The following is a 16,746-nucleotide window of genomic DNA, read 5'->3' as shown; positions in this document are numbered from 1 at the left end:
CTAAGGGGGCAAATTACTTTGCTTGGAACATGCATTCAATTTCATAAGTTTGGCAATCCAAAAGACGTATTACAAGTTGAATATAAAAATATAGAACCACTGAAAGATAATGAAGTTTTCGTCCGTATGCTAGTTAGACCGATTAATCCATCTGACTTAATTCCCATCACAGGAGCGTACGCTCATAGAATTCCTTTACCTAACATACCTGGCTATGAAGGTATTGGTATTGTAGAAAATGTTGGCGCTTTTGTTTCTCGAGAGCTTATCGGTAAACGAGTGTTACCTTTACGCGGGGAAGGTACTTGGCAAGAATATGTGAAGACATCAGCTGATTTTGTAGTCCCTATTCCTGATTCCATTGATGATTTCACAGCGGCACAAATGTATATTAATCCCCTTACGGCGTGGGTTACTTGTACAGAAACGTTAAACTTACAGCGTAATGACGTTTTATTAGTGAATGCTTGTGGGTCCGCAATTGGTCATCTTTTTGCGCAGTTATCGCAAATTTTAAATTTCCAACTCATTGCCGTGACAAGAAATAGTAAACATACAGAGGAATTACTTCAGCTTGGCGCTCATCATGTAATTGATACTTCGACTGCCCCGCTTTATGAAACAGTTATGACATTAACAAACGGCAGAGGTGCAGACGCTGCGATTGATTCTATTGGGGGACCGGATGGAAATGAATTAGCTTTCTCCTTACGTCCCAATGGGCACTTTTTAACTATAGGACTTCTGTCAGGAATACAAGTAAACTGGGCAGAGATTGTCACGAAAGCAAAAGTGCACGCGAACATATTTCATTTACGACATTGGAATAAAAATGTGTCAGCATATAAATGGCAGGAGACGTTTCGTCACTTAATTCGTCTAGTAGAAAATGAGCAATTACGTTTTATGAAAGTCCATTCTACATATGACTTAGCGGATGTGAAAGCGGCAGTTGATGTTGTGCAGTCCGCTGAGAAAACGAAAGGGTAACTAACTGTTACGATTTATTTAACCATTTATAACCAAAGTTAATTAAATATATCAGTAAGCCCTGCTAGTCAAGTGATTGGCTAGTAGTGAGGGTTAACTGCGGGCAATCCCTAAAGCTGATTGAACTACAACGTGGCTAGAAATAGTGAGCGTGAATGTCGCGAAAGCAGAAAAAATCAATCAGATGGTGCAAGGTTAAATCCTAAACACTAGAACAATGGGTCTTCCGCCTCGAATCATCTAAGTCAAAAGTGATAAGATGAACGTTCAACGACTATCTCGTATAACTGACGAGAGTACATCACAAGCCTATGGTGGTGGAAAAATCCTCTATCTTTAATTAGATAAACATATAGTCTGCGCTCATGTGAAAACATGAGAAGTTCATAAGAGAACTGGCTAAGGAATTGCGCCCTTAGTTGAACGAGATACATTTAATTAAATCTATCAAACCTCATTGAATATATCGAACGTATGTGCTATGGCGGATTCAATGAGGTAAGAATAATAATGAAATTTTTACGAGTTAGTCAAGTATCAGAATTAACAGGTTTGCATCCGAGTAGTCTCAGGAGAATGCTGGTGGAACACGCTACGATTCAGAAGAACAAATCTTTCATTAAAGGAGTTACATTCTGATGATATTGGCGAAGAAAGTTAGACTGATTCCAACGCCTGAACAAGAACAAGTGCTAAAAAAACATGCCGGTGCTGCAAGATTCGCTTATAACTATTGTAAAAGAATGAGTGATAGATACTATAAGCTATTTGGAAAATCTGTTTCACAGTTAGCTTTACAGAAACGATTTACAAAGATCAAGAAGCGAAAGAGATATGAGTGGTTAAAAGACATTAATGCACAAGTTCCTAAACAGGCTTCAAAAGATTTTGATACGGCGAGAAAAAATTCGTTCAAAAAGTACAAAAATGGTTCTCACACTTCTTATAAATCCAAAAAAGATTTGATCCAAGGATTTTATGCCAATTATGAAAGACTGATTATAGGAAAAAAAGTCGTTCATATTCAGTCTATTGGAGAAGTGAAAACAAGCCAACAACTACCAAGAAATAAAAAACCATCCAATCCAAGAGTTACCTTTGATGGTCGTCACTGGTGGATTAGTGTGGGGTTCCAAGAAGACTTTGAATCACAAGAACTAACCAATGAGTCAATCGGTGTGGATGTTGGTTTAAAAGAGCTGTTTGTAGCTTCTAATGGTACGAAAGAACGAAATATAAACAAAGACGCCAAGGTTAAAAAACTTTTGAAAAAGAAAAAGTCAGCGCAAAGAGATATGTCTAGGAGATTTAAAAAAGGTGTGAAAATTCAATCTGCTGGATATGAAAAAGCGAAAGCTGAGCACCTGCGGTTATCTAGGAAAATTATGAATATCCGAAATAACCATATCCATCAAGCAACAGCTAGATTGGTGAAAACCAAACCAATGAGGATTGTTGTGGAAGACTTATCTATCTCAAACCTGTTAAAAAACAAAAAACTATCGAAAGCATTTTCATTTCAAAAATTAAACTTCTTCTTTCAATGTTTGTCATACAAGTGCGAGAAGTACGGCATTCAGTATGTAAAAGCTGATAAATGGTTCGCTTCAAGCAAGATTTGCTCATGTTGCGGCGTTAAATACGACCATTCAGTTCAACCAGAAGGACAGTGGAGTTTAAAGATTCGTGAATGGCGTTGTGCTTCATGCAATAGCTATCACGATAGGGATGTAAATGCTGCGATAAATTTATCAAGATGGGTAAAATAAATGCTTGATAATAGGAGGTAACGATACTGCCTCGTGTGGAGTGTTATACCCCTCGTCCCTTCGGGGTTGCGAGAACACGATGAAGCACTAACTTGTGTAAATTTGATTGAATTGTATAGATTTAGTTAAGTTTATCGTATCGGAAAGTGTTTTTGACGAGTTATTAAATGCAAAAGAAGAAGTCTTTTGCATTTACCTTTTAAATAGACTAGATAGTACGTTTAGCAGTCTATAATTGTAATTTTTTGGTACAATTATATTGAAAGGTGAAAGGAGCTTCTAACATGTGGTTAATTTCGGAAATTTGGCCTGTTATACTAGTCGGGGGGATTGTAGTATTTGTAATAAAAAGATTGGAACATAAATATAAGCATGGCAAATTGGGTAAGAAAAAATCAAAAGAGGCTCAACTGTTATTAGATAGTTTAATACCTATAGGAATGCTTTTGGGCTGTATAATCGGTTTGATTTTCGGCATATTTTCCCCAGATTTCTCACTGCTTTCAATTAGTTTAGGATCCGGAATAGGCTATTTATTTGGTTTTTTTGCCTATGAATTTTATAGCAAGACAGGAAACAATTTTTGTTAATCCAAAAGGAATAAGCGGGACAGTACATAGTAATCATATAAAATATGTAACTGTCCTTTATTTTTGCATCAATGTTATCAATTTTTCTTCCACATCCTATACACCTTTTTTATTGATGTTTCTCTCCTCTTTCTTTCGCATATCCGCTTTTTTGTTCTTTTCGGCTCTATACCCAAAGTAAAGTATCGCACATGTAGTAATAGAACCTACAATGTATCCTAAAAAACCTCCTAACCAAAACATAAAAATTGCCCCCAATCCATTATAAATTTTATGTAGTAGACATCTGTAAAACGTTCTCGGTACCTCCGTTTTTTTATTACAGATTGGAAAATTCCCTTAACCATTCCATCTATGAACACTCTGTCTTCTCTATTTTGATTATTATCTATAAAGTTATTTATACCACTAATTCTTCCATTATCTCAAATAACAATTTTATTATAAAATTCGCACTTACGTTACATATATGTAGCATTACTGTTTCTTTTTCATTTAGCCCTTGAAACTGTTCTATAATTTGAACGAGTCCGCTCTTTTGTACGAAATACCATTTATGCTACTGGCACTTCTATTTTTCTAAGAAATACAATCCCATTCTTTTTACTTTTACAACTTAAAAACAAAAACCCCCCTCAAAGCATGAACTTCAAGGGGTGAGCCTGTTTTTTATTTACTTATATACGTACAGCTGTACCACTTACAGCAACCATTAACATTCCATCACGAACAACTTCGTAATCTACGTCAATACCAACGATAGCATTCGCACCTTTTTGTTTTGCAAGTTCTTTCATTTCATCCATTGCGATATCACGAGCTTCTTTAAGCTTACTTTCATAAGAACCAGCACGACCACCGACAACATCACGAACAGAAGCGAATAAATCGCGGACAATGTTTGCACCCATAATAGCTTCACCATTTACAATATCAATATACTCAATAATTTCTTTACCTTGAATTCCAGAAGTTGTTGTTACAATCATGACTGACACTCTCCTAATAAGTTGTAGTTTTGATAAGCTTTCTTATGACTTTATTATGACATGGAAAAAGTATCTAATCTATTGAATTACCTTACAGGAATGTGACAGTTTTGTAATAATAAAACGCGTATTATGTTCCATTTTAATAAAGCGCTTTAATATTGGGATACATAAACGATTCTCTATTTTCTTTCCAATCCTTTTCTACTTCTTTAAAAGTTGGTCGCCCTAATTCTTCCTTGTTTCCCTGTTTATGAAACCATTTCTTTACATACTTCTCTCCATTTTTACTTTGAACTGTACAAAGGAAACTATTACTACTATCCTTTAATATTTTTACAATCACGAAAAGGCACCTCTTCCCTTCTCAATATCATAATAGGACTTGATCTTTTACTATAAGCCCTTCCTCTCTTATAGTCATACGACTCCTCGGCCGCGCCAAAGTTGTAAGATCAAAAAAACGATATTCACTATGTTTAATATGTGACGTACATATTATTTAAAGAAATCAGAGTTATACGCATTGTGCTTATCAAATATTTTATAAATTTCTAACTTATCATCTAATGTTGCATCTACTAAAATTAATATATTTCCATCGTAAATATATTCTTCATACTTTTTAGCATGTTCTTCTGGAATTCCTAATCCTATAAATGCTCCTATTAAACTTCCAGCTCCTCCGCCAATACCAGCTCCACCAATAGCTGCTGCGATTGGTCCTGCTGCTACAATTGGACCCATTCCAGAAATGGCAAGTATACCAAGGCCAGTTAATAAACCACCTAGTCCCCCTGCTACTCCTCCTGCTACAAGCCCTGTCGCTGAAAAGATATCTGCTTTATGTGCAGTTTCATTCTTAACTTTTTCACCCGATTTTTCTTCCAGGTGTTCAATTTCCTTTTGATCCTTCGCAATAGCTGAAATGTTATCTGCTGGGTATCCTTTATCATTTAATTCATTAATAACGAGTGCCGCATCATCAATTGTTCTAAAAACACCTACTATTTTTCTATCTACATTCATAACTATTAACCTCCTAAAGTTTTATATAATGTATCTTTATTTTTCTTCATTTCTGTATACACTAACCTTCTTATTAACATAACCATTTACGAAAAAAGCGAATAGTAAAAGCACTACAAGTGAACTACTTAACAAGTAAATTAAATCAAATGTAATATCAATCATCATTTCATTCATGTATACCAGGCTCCTTTTTATTTAAAGTAAAAGTATATTTTGATAGACTAATCTACTAAACATAGACATCTTACAATTCATCTTCAGTCAATCTCTTTATAGTATATGTATACCCTTCCTAACTCTTTCTAAACGTAAAAAACTTTAATTATATTTTTCTTATTTATACGTTTAACATCTTCTAAAACGGGTATGTTTATATTGTTATGCTTACTATATGGAAAGGAATATTACGATGAACGCCATTCACTCTACTACTATTTCTTATAATGAAACACCTACAATAACTCAGATTCATCATTTTTATGCTTTAATGACAACATTTCAAGCTAATTTGTTTATAAGTAAACATGGAACAATGACATCAATCAAAAATTTAAGCACTCTAGTATCCTTTTTCCTTACTGTAAAAAAGAGAGATCTTGTATTATTTATTTTTGAAGGAATAGATGCAAAAAGAGCTTTAAGAACACTCTTCCCTTCTTAGAATGTTTGTTATCCTCTATTCCCTCGTTTACTACCTTTCATATATGTTTTTATATTTCAAAATGATTTCCTCTATTAAAAAAGCCCCCCCTAATACAATAGGGGGATTTCTAGTTTGGCCTTATGAAAACTGATATAATATATATTACGTTTTTTATTCTTTAAAATAGAAAACTTTTAATAATCTTGAAGGTAGGAATTTTTGATGAAATCGAAAGCAAAATTTAGTATTCGTTACAAAATTATGGCTGGTTATTTAGTTATCATTTTGTTCTTACTTGTTTCTTTCATTATGTTAAACAATGAGATTTCCAACTTACAAAAATCTCGTAATTTTATTATTGATCACGATTTTAAAGTTCTCAATTTAACGAATCAAGTGGAGAAAGAGTTACTAACAATTGAAAATAAAGCGAAAGGGTTTATCATTTCTAATAACCCTAATTACGTGCAATCCCTTAACTCTGCGGAAAAGGATTACGAAAAACATTATCAAGATCTTTTTTCTTTATTAGAGGATAACCCCTCTCAGCAAGAAAAATTAAAACAGATTAACGAAAACATTACTAGTTGGATTAATAAAGAGATTCACCCACTCATTACAAATAATAATAGTAATAATGTACAAACAATTGACACGACTCAAATTCAGTCATTACAGTCGCAGCTAACTAACTTCCGGAGCACTGAGGAGCAACTAACGAAAAAAAGAGCTGCACAATTAGATATTGAAAATAATAAATTAGAGATTTGGTTATACAGTTTATTGTTCTTACTTTCTTTTATTTCCATTATCGTTTCACTCTATATTTCGAATTCCATTACAAAAACGATTAAAAATGTAATTCAAGCTATTAAATCAATTTCTTCTAAAGAAAAAATTACGGAAAGAATTCATGTAAATACACATGATGAAATAAAAGATCTTGCTCATACAACCAATCACCTACTAGATGAAATATCGAAAAGAGAGTGGTTACAAACTGAGCTTGCAGAATTAATTTTAATGTATCAAGGTGTATCTTCTATTGAGATGTTAGGTAAAAAAATTCTTAGTGGAATTATACAAAAAACGCAAACTTCTTGCGGTGCATTTTATGTACGTGAAGAATATGAAGAAACTGTCTACTATGTGAAAAAAGCTTCTTTCGCCGATCAAGGTGCTGATATTGGAAAACAATCTATTAAAATGGGTGAAGGTTTCATTGGACAGTCTGCCTTAGAAAAGAAAAGTTTTATTCTCAGGGATATACCCGAAGAGTTTCGTTATGTCACTAGCGGAGTATTAGAAATACGTCCTAAAAATCTACTAGTCATCCCTATCTTATTTGAGGATGAAGTGATCGCAGTAATGGAGTTAGTAAGTGTAACTGAGATTTCAGATTTACATCAAGATTTAATTCAACAAACTATTGATAATCTAGGTTTAACAATCCATAGCATTATAGGACGTATGCGAATTCAAACTCTTTTACATGAATCACAAGCAATGACAGAAGAGTTACAAGTTCAATCAGAAGAATTACAAACGCAAGCTGAAGAACTACAAATGCAAGCTGAAGAATTACGAACAACGAATGAACAATTAGAGTCTAGAACTGAAGAAGCTGAACAAAAGACAGCTGACTTACAAATTACAAAATCAGAATTAGAAGAAAAAGCAAGCGAGTTGTTACGCAGCTCAAAATACAAATCTGAGTTCCTAGCAAATATGTCACATGAATTACGCACACCGCTAAATAGTATTTTACTATTATCTGAAATGTTAAGAGAAAATCATGATAATCATTTATCGGATGATGAAATTGAACTAGCAACTGTCATTCATTCATCAGGGAAAGACTTACTTACTTTAATTAATGACATACTAGATTTATCTAAAGTAGAAGCAGGCAAACTAGACATCATTTTTGAAGCAACGAACATAAGTGACATGGCAGCCAATATGCATCAAAACTTTTTACATATAGCTGCACAAAAAAATGTTGAATTTACCATTGAAGACAGTGATACGATTCCAGATCTGTTTTATACAGATGCAAAACGAATTGAACAAATTATTAAGAACTTATTATCCAATGCATTTAAATTCACAGAAAAAGGATCCGTCTCTTTACATTTCAATCCGATAGAAACAAACAATTTGAGTCATGATATGCAATCTATAAGTAAAGAGTGGATTACAATTTCAGTAAAAGATACTGGTATTGGTATCGCTAAAGAACAGCATCAACTCATTTTCGAAGCCTTTCAACAGGCAGATGGAGCAACAATTCGGAAATATGGTGGTACAGGCTTAGGGTTATCTATTTGTAAAGAGTTTGCTAGATTATTAGGTGGTTGGATTACGTTAGAGAGTAATTTAGGAGAAGGTAGTACTTTCACGGTATATATTCCTAACCTTCCAAATGGATTACATGATATACAGTTATCCAATTTAGAAGTCGCAGCAACGGTAGATGACGTTATTCCTGCTGAAGTTGTTGAGGAAACGATAGTTACTCCCGAAACAAATAACGTCTTCCAAAAGAAAACCATTTTAATTGTCGATGATGATCATCGAAATATATTTGCATTACAAAACGCATTAGAAAAACAACATGCTACCATTATTACTGCACAAAACGGTATAGAATGTTTAGAAATACTAAAAAGCAATACAAATATTGACCTTATTTTAATGGATATTATGATGCCTAATATGGACGGGTATGAAACGATGGAAAATATCCGAATGAACTTAGGGTTACATGAAATACCTATTATCGCATTAACTGCTAAAGCAATGCCAAATGATAAGGAAAAATGTTTATCTGCTGGCGCTTCAGATTATATAAGTAAACCATTAAATTTACATCAACTCTATTCGGTAATGAGTGTATGGTTAATAAAATAAGTGAGGTTTAGTTGGAGTGGAAAATAAGTATTATAATTTTGATCCATCAGTAGATACGGATAAGCGTACGAACTTAGAAATTGAATTACTATTAGAAGCGGTATTTAAACTATCAGGATTTGATTTTCGCCAATATGCTCGCACATCTATTTATAGAAGGATTTGCAATAGAATGCAGCTCTCTAATATCCCTACCATTTCAAAATTAATTGAAAAAGTAATTCATGAAGAAGGGGTTTTAGAACAGTTATTAAATGATTTCTCCATTAATGTAACTGAGATGTTCCGTAATCCTACTTTTTTTAAAGCGCTAAGAGAGCATGTTATTCCTGAATTGAAAAAACATCCTGAAATTAGAATTTGGCATGCTGGATGCGCAACTGGTGAAGAAGTATTATCAATGTCCATCTTACTTCACGAAGAAGGATTAAGTGAAAAAGCTGTTATTTACGCAACAGATATGAATACAAATGTGTTAGAAAAAGCAAAACAAGGCATACTTCCATTAAATAAAATGCAAACTTACACGAAAAACTATTTACAAGCTGGCGGTACACAAGCATTTTCTAACTATTATTCGACGGATAGTCGTTTTGCTTATTTCAATCCATCACTTTTACAAAACATTATTTTTGCACAGCATAATTTAGTAACCGATCAATCTTTTAACGAGTTTCATATTATACTTTGTCGTAACGTTTTAATTTACTTTACAAGTAAACTTCAAAACCAAGTGCAGCAACTATTTTATGAAAGTTTAAGTCACAATGGATTTCTATGTTTAGGAAATAAAGAAACTCTTCGTTTTTCAAATATAATGCCGCATTATACGCAATTTAATCCTAGTGAACAAATCTATCAAAAAATACAATAAAAAGCGTATGAAATCCAAATAGAGGATTTCATACGCTTTTTATTTCGCATCCGTTTGTATCATAATGAGACACATATCATCTGATTGCGCTTTCTTTTGTTCTTCCTTGTAAAACCCTTCTATCTCGCCTTCTAAATCTCCCCATTTTCTTTCTGTAAAAGCACGTAATTTCTCTTCAGACTCAAATTCATCATTTGCAATTGCTTCAAGAACACCATCTGTAAATAATACTATTTGAGCGTTCTTCCCAAAAGGTATAACTTTCTTTTCAACTTTTATTTCATCAAAAAATCCTACTGCACAACTCCCGCGATCTAGTTCCACTACATTCGCTTCATCAACTAAAACGTATCCAGAAGGATGTCCTGCATTTACATATTCAATCGTTCTCTTTTCTGTATCCACTACTAAGTATATCGCTGTAAAATAATATGGAATATTATCATTCTCATTATGTAAAAGGGTCATATATTTATTTAATTCTTTAATGACGAGTTCTGGATCAATTAAACATTTAATTGTTTCACGTAATACAGAAGAAATAAACATACAAACTAACGAAGCAGATATACCATGTCCCATCACATCTAATAATATAATACCGTAACGATTTTCATCGATTTTGTACCAATAATACATATCTCCAGCTAGTTTGAATGACGGTAAGTAACTTGCTTCAATTTTTATACGATCTTCTCTTAATGGGCTACTTAATAAGTTTCTTTGTACTTGTGTAGCTAAATCTAATTCATTACGAAGATTTTCTTCTTGTTCTTTATGCCAATTTAATTCTGATTTTAAGCGTAATGCTACACGCATACGTGCTAATAGTTCAACTTTATTTATAGGTTTCGTAATATAATCCATTGCCCCCATATCAAGAGCTTCGGCCAATTTATTTGCATCCTCTAAAGCTGTAACAAAAATAATAGGGATATCTTTAAACTTCTCCTCTTTTTGTAATCGCCTACAAACTTCAAGTCCATCAATTTCAGGCATCATAATATCTAATAGTATTAAGTCAATTTCATTATGCCTGGAAGAATCTTTTCCAAACTGTATGTATTCGAAGAGCTCTTGTGCAGAATTGAGTGATACAAGATCATGATATCCGGCTTGTTTTAAAATCTTCTCAATTACAAATATGTTAACCGGATTATCATCAACAATTAAAATGGACACAAGTTATTTCCCCTTTTCTTATTTAAAATGTAAATCTATTATCATTTTCTATTTTTCTAGTATTACATAATCAGTTACAAAATGAAAATTTCTTACTCAAACATATTTATACAACAAAAGAACAAACCCCCTAGAAATGAGGGTTTGTTCTTTCACTCTATAAAGTGAAACTTTAATCAGTGGGGGTTTTCTTCATCCCCCACTGATTATTAGTTGAACCAATCGGACTTTAATGGGCAGCCCGACCCCCACCTAAATTCTTTGCTTTCGCTGCATTTTGAGGTGGGGGTCTTACTGCCCATTAAAGTGGGGTAAATTTCTACTTTTAATTTAACACCATTGCTTTATCATTTAAAAGACGATCTAATTCTTCCATATGATTTGTTTCATCTGCAATCATATCTTCTAGTTTTACAACTAACTCTGTCATATTTAATTTCGCTGCCTGTTCTTTTCTCATTTCATAACGCTTAATTGTTTCATATTCTGATTGTCTAGCGGATTCTAACATTTCTCTAACATCTTCTACTTGTTTCACTGGTAAAGGGATCGTAGTAGGTGTACCACCTAACGTCTTAATTTTCTCCGCTAAATATAGAGCATGTCCTTGTTCATCACTAATTTCAGATTCAAAGAAAGGTTTTAACACTTGTCTATATATACCAGAAACTGTAGCTGCATTATGGTTATACATAATAATTGCTGAGTATTCTCCTGCTAAATCTTCATTCAATCCTTCGATTAGTTCTTTCACATCGTGTGACATTTTCATATCTCCTCCTATACTTAATAAGTACCCCTTTTCTCATGTTTTAAACATAATTATTTTAAATTTTTATGTATCTAAAAATGCTGCTTGCTTCAATTTACTTATCGCTTGTCTTTTAATACGAGAAACGTGCATTTGCGAAATACCTAACCGTTCCCCTGTATCTTTTTGATTTAAATTTTCTCCAAATATATAATGGATAACACTCTTTTCCGTATCATTTAATACGTTAAAAATATCCTCTAAAACGAGACGCCTTTCTGTCTCTTCATATCCTTGCTCTACTTCACCTACAGATTCAATCCTCGCTACCGAACTGCCATCAGATGAATTTTCAACTACATCATCTAAGGAAGATACGCGATAATTATTTTTCGCATCCATAATTTCTAGCACTTCCTCTTCGGATAGTCCTAAATGATCTGCAATCTCTATAATCTTCGGTGAACGCTGCAAACGATCTGTTAGCTCCTCTATCGCAAGTTTAATCTTCCCGCCTAAATCTTTAATTCGCCTTGGAACGTGAATACCCCAAGTTTTATCACGTAAATATTTCTTTATTTCGCCTACTATCGTAGGTATTGCAAACGGCTCAAAAGCATTCCCTATCGAATAATCATACCTTCTTATTGCACCTAAGAGCCCTAACATTCCTACTTGTATAATATCTTCATGCATCGGCCCACCTTTTGAATAGCGATATGCAATGGAGTATACAAGATTTTTATAGTGATTAACCAATCTTTCCTGTGCTTCATCACATTGGTTTTGTTGGAAGTCTACAATTAGTTTAATAACGTCTTCTTTAGTAAGATTTGTAGGTTGAGATTGGATTTCCATCATTCTCCACCTGCTCTCTTTGTATATATTTTGTCATTAAAACTGTCATGCCCTCATCATGCATAATTTGTATATCATCCATTAACGTATTGATTAAATATAAACCTAAACCATTTTCTGGCAAATGCTCTACTGGTTTATTAATATCATACGGACCAACTTTACTTTTTAAGCTATTAAAATCAAAGCTAACTCCATTATCCGCAGCCATAATTTCTAATCGATCTTCATATAAGCCAAAGACAATTGTAATTTCTCCAACGTCTTCTTTATATGCATGTTGTACAATGTTTGTACATGCTTCACTAATAGCAATTTTCATATCTTCTATATCGTCATAAGCAAAGCCCATTCGATTCGCAACACCAGCCATTGTTAAACGAATAATAGCCACATATTCTGCTTTTGCAGGAATTTTCATTTCTATCTTTTCAAATCTCTCCATCATCCCTAGTCACCTTCTTTCTACTTTTTCAAAATCGGAATTCAAATTTAATATTTCTGTTAGCCCTGTAATATCAAATAATCTTTTTAGCCTTTTAGACACACCAGTAAACTCTAGCTTCCCATCATTTTTCTTAACTGCTTTTAATAAAGCTATAAAAACTCCTAAGCCTGTACTATCCATATAATCTACATTATGAAAATCTACTACAATATGAACCTCTTTTTCACTTGCAATAGGCATAATCTTATTTTTCAAATCTGATGCCGTATAGGCATCAATTTCACCATTAAGTTGTACCGTATAACCTAAATCATTTTGCAAAATATTTATTGCCAAATTCATCATTTCCGCCCCCTTATCTCAAACTACTACTATTTAATTACCCTTAAAAATTAGTTTTAAACATATTTTTTCATTTTAATTATAAAGTGAAACTTTAATCAGTGGGGGTTTTCTTCATCCCCCACTGATTATTAGTTGAACCAATCGGACTTTTATGGGCAGTTGATTCCCCACCTAAATTCTTTGCTTTCGCTGAATTTTGAGGTGGGGGTCTTACTGCCCATTAAAGCGGGATAAATAAATTTTCTACACCTTTCTCAGCTTAATACTAAAAAAATACTACCAAATGTTTAAACTTTATAAATTTGTGTATGTATAATGTATAAACATTATTTTTAGGGGGATCTATCTATGGAAGAGCACAGCTTTAAAAAGGGAGATTTCGTTCAATTTTCTTATCGACACGATCATGCTACAACGTTAGTTGGTTCCATTATTAACATACTAACAAATACAATTGTAGTTGATATAGGTAATAGCGAGAACTTATCTCATATAGAACCAAGGCAAGTCGTAAGGATAAATAATTGTGAAAAAGTAACGACGGTTTAATACATAATAGAAAGTGTAATTTCAATGAGTGGGGGTTCTTCATCCCCACTCTTTCCTATGCAGATTACATTAAAAAAGCATCCAAATTATTTTAATTGGATGCTTTTTTATGTATATTTATCACTCTTTTAACTTTATAGCTATATATAATAAACTTAAGATTACTATTCATTATCATACTTACGCTTTCCGTAGCATTCTAGAGAAGAATGTAACGATTAAAATAAAGACGATTGCACCTAATAACGCTGGAAGAACAAAAATGCCTCCCCATTCAGGACCCCAGTGACCAAATAACGCACTACCTACCCAAGATCCGATTAATCCAGCAATTACATTACCAACTATACCTAAAGGAAAGTCTTTTCCTGTAATCATTCCAGCTAACGCACCAATAAGTCCACCTACAATACACGTAATAATAAGTCCCACAATTAAACCTCCTATATTCGTTTTATATTGGATTCATCAAGCTTTGGTATGTAACCAAAGCTTGATGAAAATGTATTATTCTTTATTATCCAACTCATCGCTTATCTTTTGTTTCACTTTTCCGACTTTTTCTTTTATAGTTCCCTTCGTCTTCTCCCACTTCCCTTCATTTTTCAACTCTCTATCTTCTGTAACTTCACCAATTCCTTCTTTTATTTGTCCTTTTTTCTTTTCAACTTTACCCGTAATTTGTTCTTTTAGCCCGCTCTCACTCATATTTCCCATCTCCTTTTCGTAATAGATTTATAGATTTAAAGGATACAAATTTAAATAGAGTACATGCATCTTCTTTCTTGTAACCATTCACCGACTCTTTCTAAATCCTTAACGAATAACAAGATTTTCCCTTCATCCAGCTTTTCTTCATAAAAGTTCGCTTCTTCCTCATTAAGCCCTAACTCCTGCATCTTATTTCTTAACTGATCTCCTGTTTTTTGAAAGACGTTAATAATGCTTGTCCCAAGTCCCTCCTCTTTTATCCCAATTGTATTCACGTCTGCATTGTCTGCAATTCTATCTGTCCTATCTTTCTCGTGTGTTAATACGTAAATATCTTTTTGTTCTATTCCTTTCTTCACGAGATCATTCGCTGCATTCATGACCTCTTTCTCCGTAATAAATTCATATACAAAAGGTTTACTATACTTCGTTTCCATCTTTAACTTCCTCCTTTAAAATGAATTATTTGTTATATTATATGTAGTACACCTATTTTCGAAATGTTAAACATAAAATTCAAAAAAAGTTATGTGAATTTTGATTTTAATAGAAAATAAACAACATCATTTACCACTTTAAAACATCTTCTACTTACAATAACCTCCTAAATTAACGGAAAATTGTTATAATTGAACGTAAGGAGGGATAATATGAAAAAAATCATATCTATATGCGCTCTAACCGCTCTATCTTTCACTTTAATAGGTTGTACAAGTACCTCGGTTACAGATAAATCTTCACAAGTTAAGCAAGAACATACACAAAATACCTTTCAATTAAACTCCGCAAATATTACAGACATTGAAATACTGAAAACAACAAATCATACTACTTCCAAATCTCAAACAGATAATGAAGAAATGATAAAATCTATCGTTTCAGCAGTTCAAAATGGAACACCTAAAACTATCACTTTAGATCAAAAAAAGAAACAATCTGTGCATTCTACTATAACCGTTACATATAAAGATGACGAAAAAGAAGAGTTTCTTGTTTGGGTTGATAATAAGGAACAAATTACAATTGCCAAAGATGAGAAGAAAGATAAAGTTGAAGGCGTGATCGTGAACATCAAAGACGCTAAAATGATGAAGGATTTCTTTTAAAATTCTAGTTAACGTAAAAAAAGAGTAGGATTACATCCTACTCTTTTTTTAATCATGCCCAATAAATAGACTTTTATAAGATCTACTTAAGGTCTAATTTTGCTAAATCATGTTGTAAAACATTATTTCCTTCTTGTGGGTTAAATACGATTGCACTAAGACCAAAAACATTCGTAACAACATCTCTATCTTTCGGACGAATGATTCTTACTTCATAAGCAAACAGTGCTGGAGGAAGAGCTGCTGAACGAAAAGTAACATATCGATTAGGTGGCAATGTTTGTGTTGAAGGGTCTATTAATGGTAACAATACCGGAGAACCAGATGACCAATCAAACATTTCAACAGTTACTCTACGAGTATCATCTGGATCAACATTCATAGCCTCAACAGTAAGAAACAACGTAGCGGAATGTCTACGTAATACACCCGTTGATAAAGTCTCATTGTGATGTTCACAACATTTTTTCGGAGGGTGACCATAGCCATAACTCATACCAATGCCCCCCTTTCATTTACAATTAAGGACAAGTATTCCTTATAATATATAATGTTAGTATTCTTTTAGTGAAAGGTATAAAAGCGGATTTCCATCTATATTTTTGGATATTTCATTTTTCATTTATTCGCTTTTAAAGAATAAAGTGAAACTTTAATCAGCCCTCACCAATCGGGGTCTGACTACCCAGCAAATAGCGGGATAAATCTATTTTGAAAAGGACCTGCTCCATTTATTCGTAAAAGCATAAAGTAAATGGAATCCGTTAAAAAACATGAGTGACCCCTTGGTTTTCCCTTCCTATTAAAAGGAGGAACTGTTATGGGCTTTGGTGGTAGTTGTGGCGGCTGTGGCTTCGCTGGAGGATTTGCTTTATTAGTTGTATTGTTTATTTTATTAATCATCGTTGGAGCTGCTTGCTTCTGCTAAAAAACTATCGGAAAAGACACTCATGTGAGTGTCTTTTCTTTATATGTAAAAAAAGCCCGCCTATTTCC

23 protein-coding genes are annotated in these 16,746 nt (G+C 33.3%); 9 read left to right on the top strand and 14 right to left on the bottom strand.

The genetic code is table 11. The annotated features are described in order from the left end of the window. The first annotated feature begins 18 nt into the window (after nucleotides 1–18). The 3 genes from MHI26_RS05435 (at nucleotide 19) to MHI26_RS05425 (ending at nucleotide 3,349) form a co-directional block, all read left to right on the top strand. Nucleotides 19–990, top strand: coding sequence for a zinc-dependent alcohol dehydrogenase family protein (locus MHI26_RS05435; RefSeq protein WP_061667693.1), 972 nt, complete (start codon nucleotides 19–21; stop codon nucleotides 988–990). A 638-nt stretch (nucleotides 991–1,628) separates the two neighbouring features. Beyond that, nucleotides 1,629–2,759: an RNA-guided endonuclease InsQ/TnpB family protein gene (locus MHI26_RS05430; RefSeq protein WP_340808701.1), complete on the top strand. Its 1,131-nt coding sequence runs from the start codon at nucleotides 1,629–1,631 to the stop codon at nucleotides 2,757–2,759. Nucleotides 2,760–3,043: 284 nt separating this feature from the next. Beyond that, nucleotides 3,044–3,349 carry a hypothetical protein gene (locus MHI26_RS05425; protein WP_061665948.1) on the top strand — a complete coding sequence of 102 codons (306 nt, stop codon included), beginning with the start codon at nucleotides 3,044–3,046 and terminating at the stop codon, nucleotides 3,347–3,349. A 96-nt stretch (nucleotides 3,350–3,445) separates the two neighbouring features. On the opposite strand, the gene MHI26_RS05420 is transcribed toward MHI26_RS05425, so the two are convergent. The 5 genes from MHI26_RS05420 to MHI26_RS05400 all read right to left on the bottom strand — a co-directional run bounded on the left by MHI26_RS05420 (nucleotide 3,446) and on the right by MHI26_RS05400 (nucleotide 5,544). Further along, nucleotides 3,446–3,592 carry a hypothetical protein gene (locus MHI26_RS05420; RefSeq protein ID WP_000498640.1) on the bottom strand — a complete coding sequence of 49 codons (147 nt, stop codon included), beginning with the start codon at nucleotides 3,590–3,592 and terminating at the stop codon, nucleotides 3,446–3,448. Nucleotides 3,593–4,026: 434 nt separating this feature from the next. Next, entirely contained in the window at nucleotides 4,027–4,338 is a 312-nt protein-coding gene (locus tag MHI26_RS05415) for a YbjQ family protein (RefSeq protein WP_000637510.1), read from the bottom strand. 142 nt (nucleotides 4,339–4,480) lie between these two features. Beyond that, entirely contained in the window at nucleotides 4,481–4,684 is a 204-nt protein-coding gene (locus MHI26_RS05410) for a DUF4028 family protein (RefSeq protein WP_061667992.1), read from the bottom strand. A gap of 152 nt (nucleotides 4,685–4,836) precedes the next feature. Beyond that, complete coding sequence (locus tag MHI26_RS05405; RefSeq protein ID WP_001100085.1) at nucleotides 4,837–5,367, bottom strand: general stress protein; 531 nt, start codon at nucleotides 5,365–5,367, stop codon at nucleotides 4,837–4,839. A gap of 36 nt (nucleotides 5,368–5,403) precedes the next feature. Further along, complete coding sequence (locus MHI26_RS05400) at nucleotides 5,404–5,544, bottom strand: hypothetical protein (protein WP_001004568.1); 141 nt, start codon at nucleotides 5,542–5,544, stop codon at nucleotides 5,404–5,406. A 235-nt stretch (nucleotides 5,545–5,779) separates the two neighbouring features. On the opposite strand from MHI26_RS05400, the gene MHI26_RS05395 reads away from it, so the two are divergent. The 3 genes from MHI26_RS05395 to MHI26_RS05385 all read left to right on the top strand — a co-directional run bounded on the left by MHI26_RS05395 (nucleotide 5,780) and on the right by MHI26_RS05385 (nucleotide 9,800). Next, on the top strand, nucleotides 5,780–6,031 hold the full coding sequence (locus tag MHI26_RS05395; RefSeq protein WP_000991352.1) for a hypothetical protein: 252 nt from the start codon (nucleotides 5,780–5,782) through the stop codon (nucleotides 6,029–6,031). Nucleotides 6,032–6,235: 204 nt separating this feature from the next. Continuing rightward, nucleotides 6,236–8,926 carry a response regulator gene (locus MHI26_RS05390; RefSeq protein ID WP_000836727.1) on the top strand — a complete coding sequence of 897 codons (2,691 nt, stop codon included), beginning with the start codon at nucleotides 6,236–6,238 and terminating at the stop codon, nucleotides 8,924–8,926. A 16-nt stretch (nucleotides 8,927–8,942) separates the two neighbouring features. Further along, nucleotides 8,943–9,800, top strand: coding sequence for a CheR family methyltransferase (locus MHI26_RS05385; protein WP_061667993.1), 858 nt, complete (start codon nucleotides 8,943–8,945; stop codon nucleotides 9,798–9,800). Nucleotides 9,801–9,839: 39 nt separating this feature from the next. Here MHI26_RS05385 and MHI26_RS05380 read toward each other — a convergent pair whose 3' ends face one another. From MHI26_RS05380 to rsbV, 5 genes are all read right to left on the bottom strand, one after another. After that, entirely contained in the window at nucleotides 9,840–10,982 is a 1,143-nt protein-coding gene (locus MHI26_RS05380) for a fused response regulator/phosphatase (RefSeq protein ID WP_061667994.1), read from the bottom strand. Between the two features lie 325 nt (nucleotides 10,983–11,307). Continuing rightward, nucleotides 11,308–11,748 carry a ferritin-like domain-containing protein gene (locus MHI26_RS05375; RefSeq protein WP_000017753.1) on the bottom strand — a complete coding sequence of 147 codons (441 nt, stop codon included), beginning with the start codon at nucleotides 11,746–11,748 and terminating at the stop codon, nucleotides 11,308–11,310. A gap of 69 nt (nucleotides 11,749–11,817) precedes the next feature. Further along, on the bottom strand, nucleotides 11,818–12,594 hold the full coding sequence (gene sigB / locus MHI26_RS05370; protein ID WP_061667995.1) for an RNA polymerase sigma factor SigB: 777 nt from the start codon (nucleotides 12,592–12,594) through the stop codon (nucleotides 11,818–11,820). After that, nucleotides 12,557–13,039: an anti-sigma B factor RsbW gene (gene rsbW, locus MHI26_RS05365; RefSeq protein WP_000970580.1), complete on the bottom strand. Its 483-nt coding sequence runs from the start codon at nucleotides 13,037–13,039 to the stop codon at nucleotides 12,557–12,559. The genes sigB and rsbW overlap by 38 nt, the downstream gene beginning before the upstream one ends. 6 nt (nucleotides 13,040–13,045) lie before the next feature. After that, on the bottom strand, nucleotides 13,046–13,384 hold the full coding sequence (gene rsbV / locus MHI26_RS05360; RefSeq protein ID WP_003306453.1) for an anti sigma b factor antagonist RsbV: 339 nt from the start codon (nucleotides 13,382–13,384) through the stop codon (nucleotides 13,046–13,048). A 348-nt stretch (nucleotides 13,385–13,732) separates the two neighbouring features. Between rsbV and MHI26_RS05355 the strand changes: the two genes are divergently transcribed. Further along, nucleotides 13,733–13,933, top strand: a complete 201-nt coding sequence (locus tag MHI26_RS05355; RefSeq protein ID WP_061668081.1) for a hypothetical protein — start codon at nucleotides 13,733–13,735, stop codon at nucleotides 13,931–13,933. Between the two features lie 180 nt (nucleotides 13,934–14,113). Here MHI26_RS05355 and MHI26_RS05350 read toward each other — a convergent pair whose 3' ends face one another. From MHI26_RS05350 to MHI26_RS05340, 3 genes are all read right to left on the bottom strand, one after another. After that, nucleotides 14,114–14,365 carry a GlsB/YeaQ/YmgE family stress response membrane protein gene (locus MHI26_RS05350; protein ID WP_000522903.1) on the bottom strand — a complete coding sequence of 84 codons (252 nt, stop codon included), beginning with the start codon at nucleotides 14,363–14,365 and terminating at the stop codon, nucleotides 14,114–14,116. A gap of 75 nt (nucleotides 14,366–14,440) precedes the next feature. After that, entirely contained in the window at nucleotides 14,441–14,641 is a 201-nt protein-coding gene (locus MHI26_RS05345) for a CsbD family protein (RefSeq protein WP_000004259.1), read from the bottom strand. A 50-nt stretch (nucleotides 14,642–14,691) separates the two neighbouring features. After that, entirely contained in the window at nucleotides 14,692–15,081 is a 390-nt protein-coding gene (locus MHI26_RS05340) for a general stress protein (RefSeq protein WP_000448818.1), read from the bottom strand. Between the two features lie 213 nt (nucleotides 15,082–15,294). Between MHI26_RS05340 and MHI26_RS05335 the strand changes: the two genes are divergently transcribed. Then, nucleotides 15,295–15,750: a hypothetical protein gene (locus MHI26_RS05335; protein ID WP_061668080.1), complete on the top strand. Its 456-nt coding sequence runs from the start codon at nucleotides 15,295–15,297 to the stop codon at nucleotides 15,748–15,750. An 82-nt stretch (nucleotides 15,751–15,832) separates the two neighbouring features. Here MHI26_RS05335 and MHI26_RS05330 read toward each other — a convergent pair whose 3' ends face one another. Then, nucleotides 15,833–16,246 carry a hypothetical protein gene (locus tag MHI26_RS05330; protein ID WP_000120211.1) on the bottom strand — a complete coding sequence of 138 codons (414 nt, stop codon included), beginning with the start codon at nucleotides 16,244–16,246 and terminating at the stop codon, nucleotides 15,833–15,835. 324 nt (nucleotides 16,247–16,570) lie between these two features. Here MHI26_RS05330 and MHI26_RS05325 point away from each other — a divergent pair, with 324 nt between their 5' ends. Then, nucleotides 16,571–16,678: a YjcZ family sporulation protein gene (locus tag MHI26_RS05325; protein ID WP_000505670.1), complete on the top strand. Its 108-nt coding sequence runs from the start codon at nucleotides 16,571–16,573 to the stop codon at nucleotides 16,676–16,678. The last annotated feature ends 68 nt before the right edge of the window (nucleotides 16,679–16,746 follow it).

This window comes from Bacillus sp. FSL K6-1218 (assembly GCF_038006445.1).
Taxonomy (GTDB): domain Bacteria; phylum Bacillota; class Bacilli; order Bacillales; family Bacillaceae_G; genus Bacillus_A; species Bacillus_A thuringiensis_S.
The sequence above is the reverse complement of the archived record's forward strand: the minus strand, read 5'-3'. Positions and strand labels throughout refer to the sequence as shown.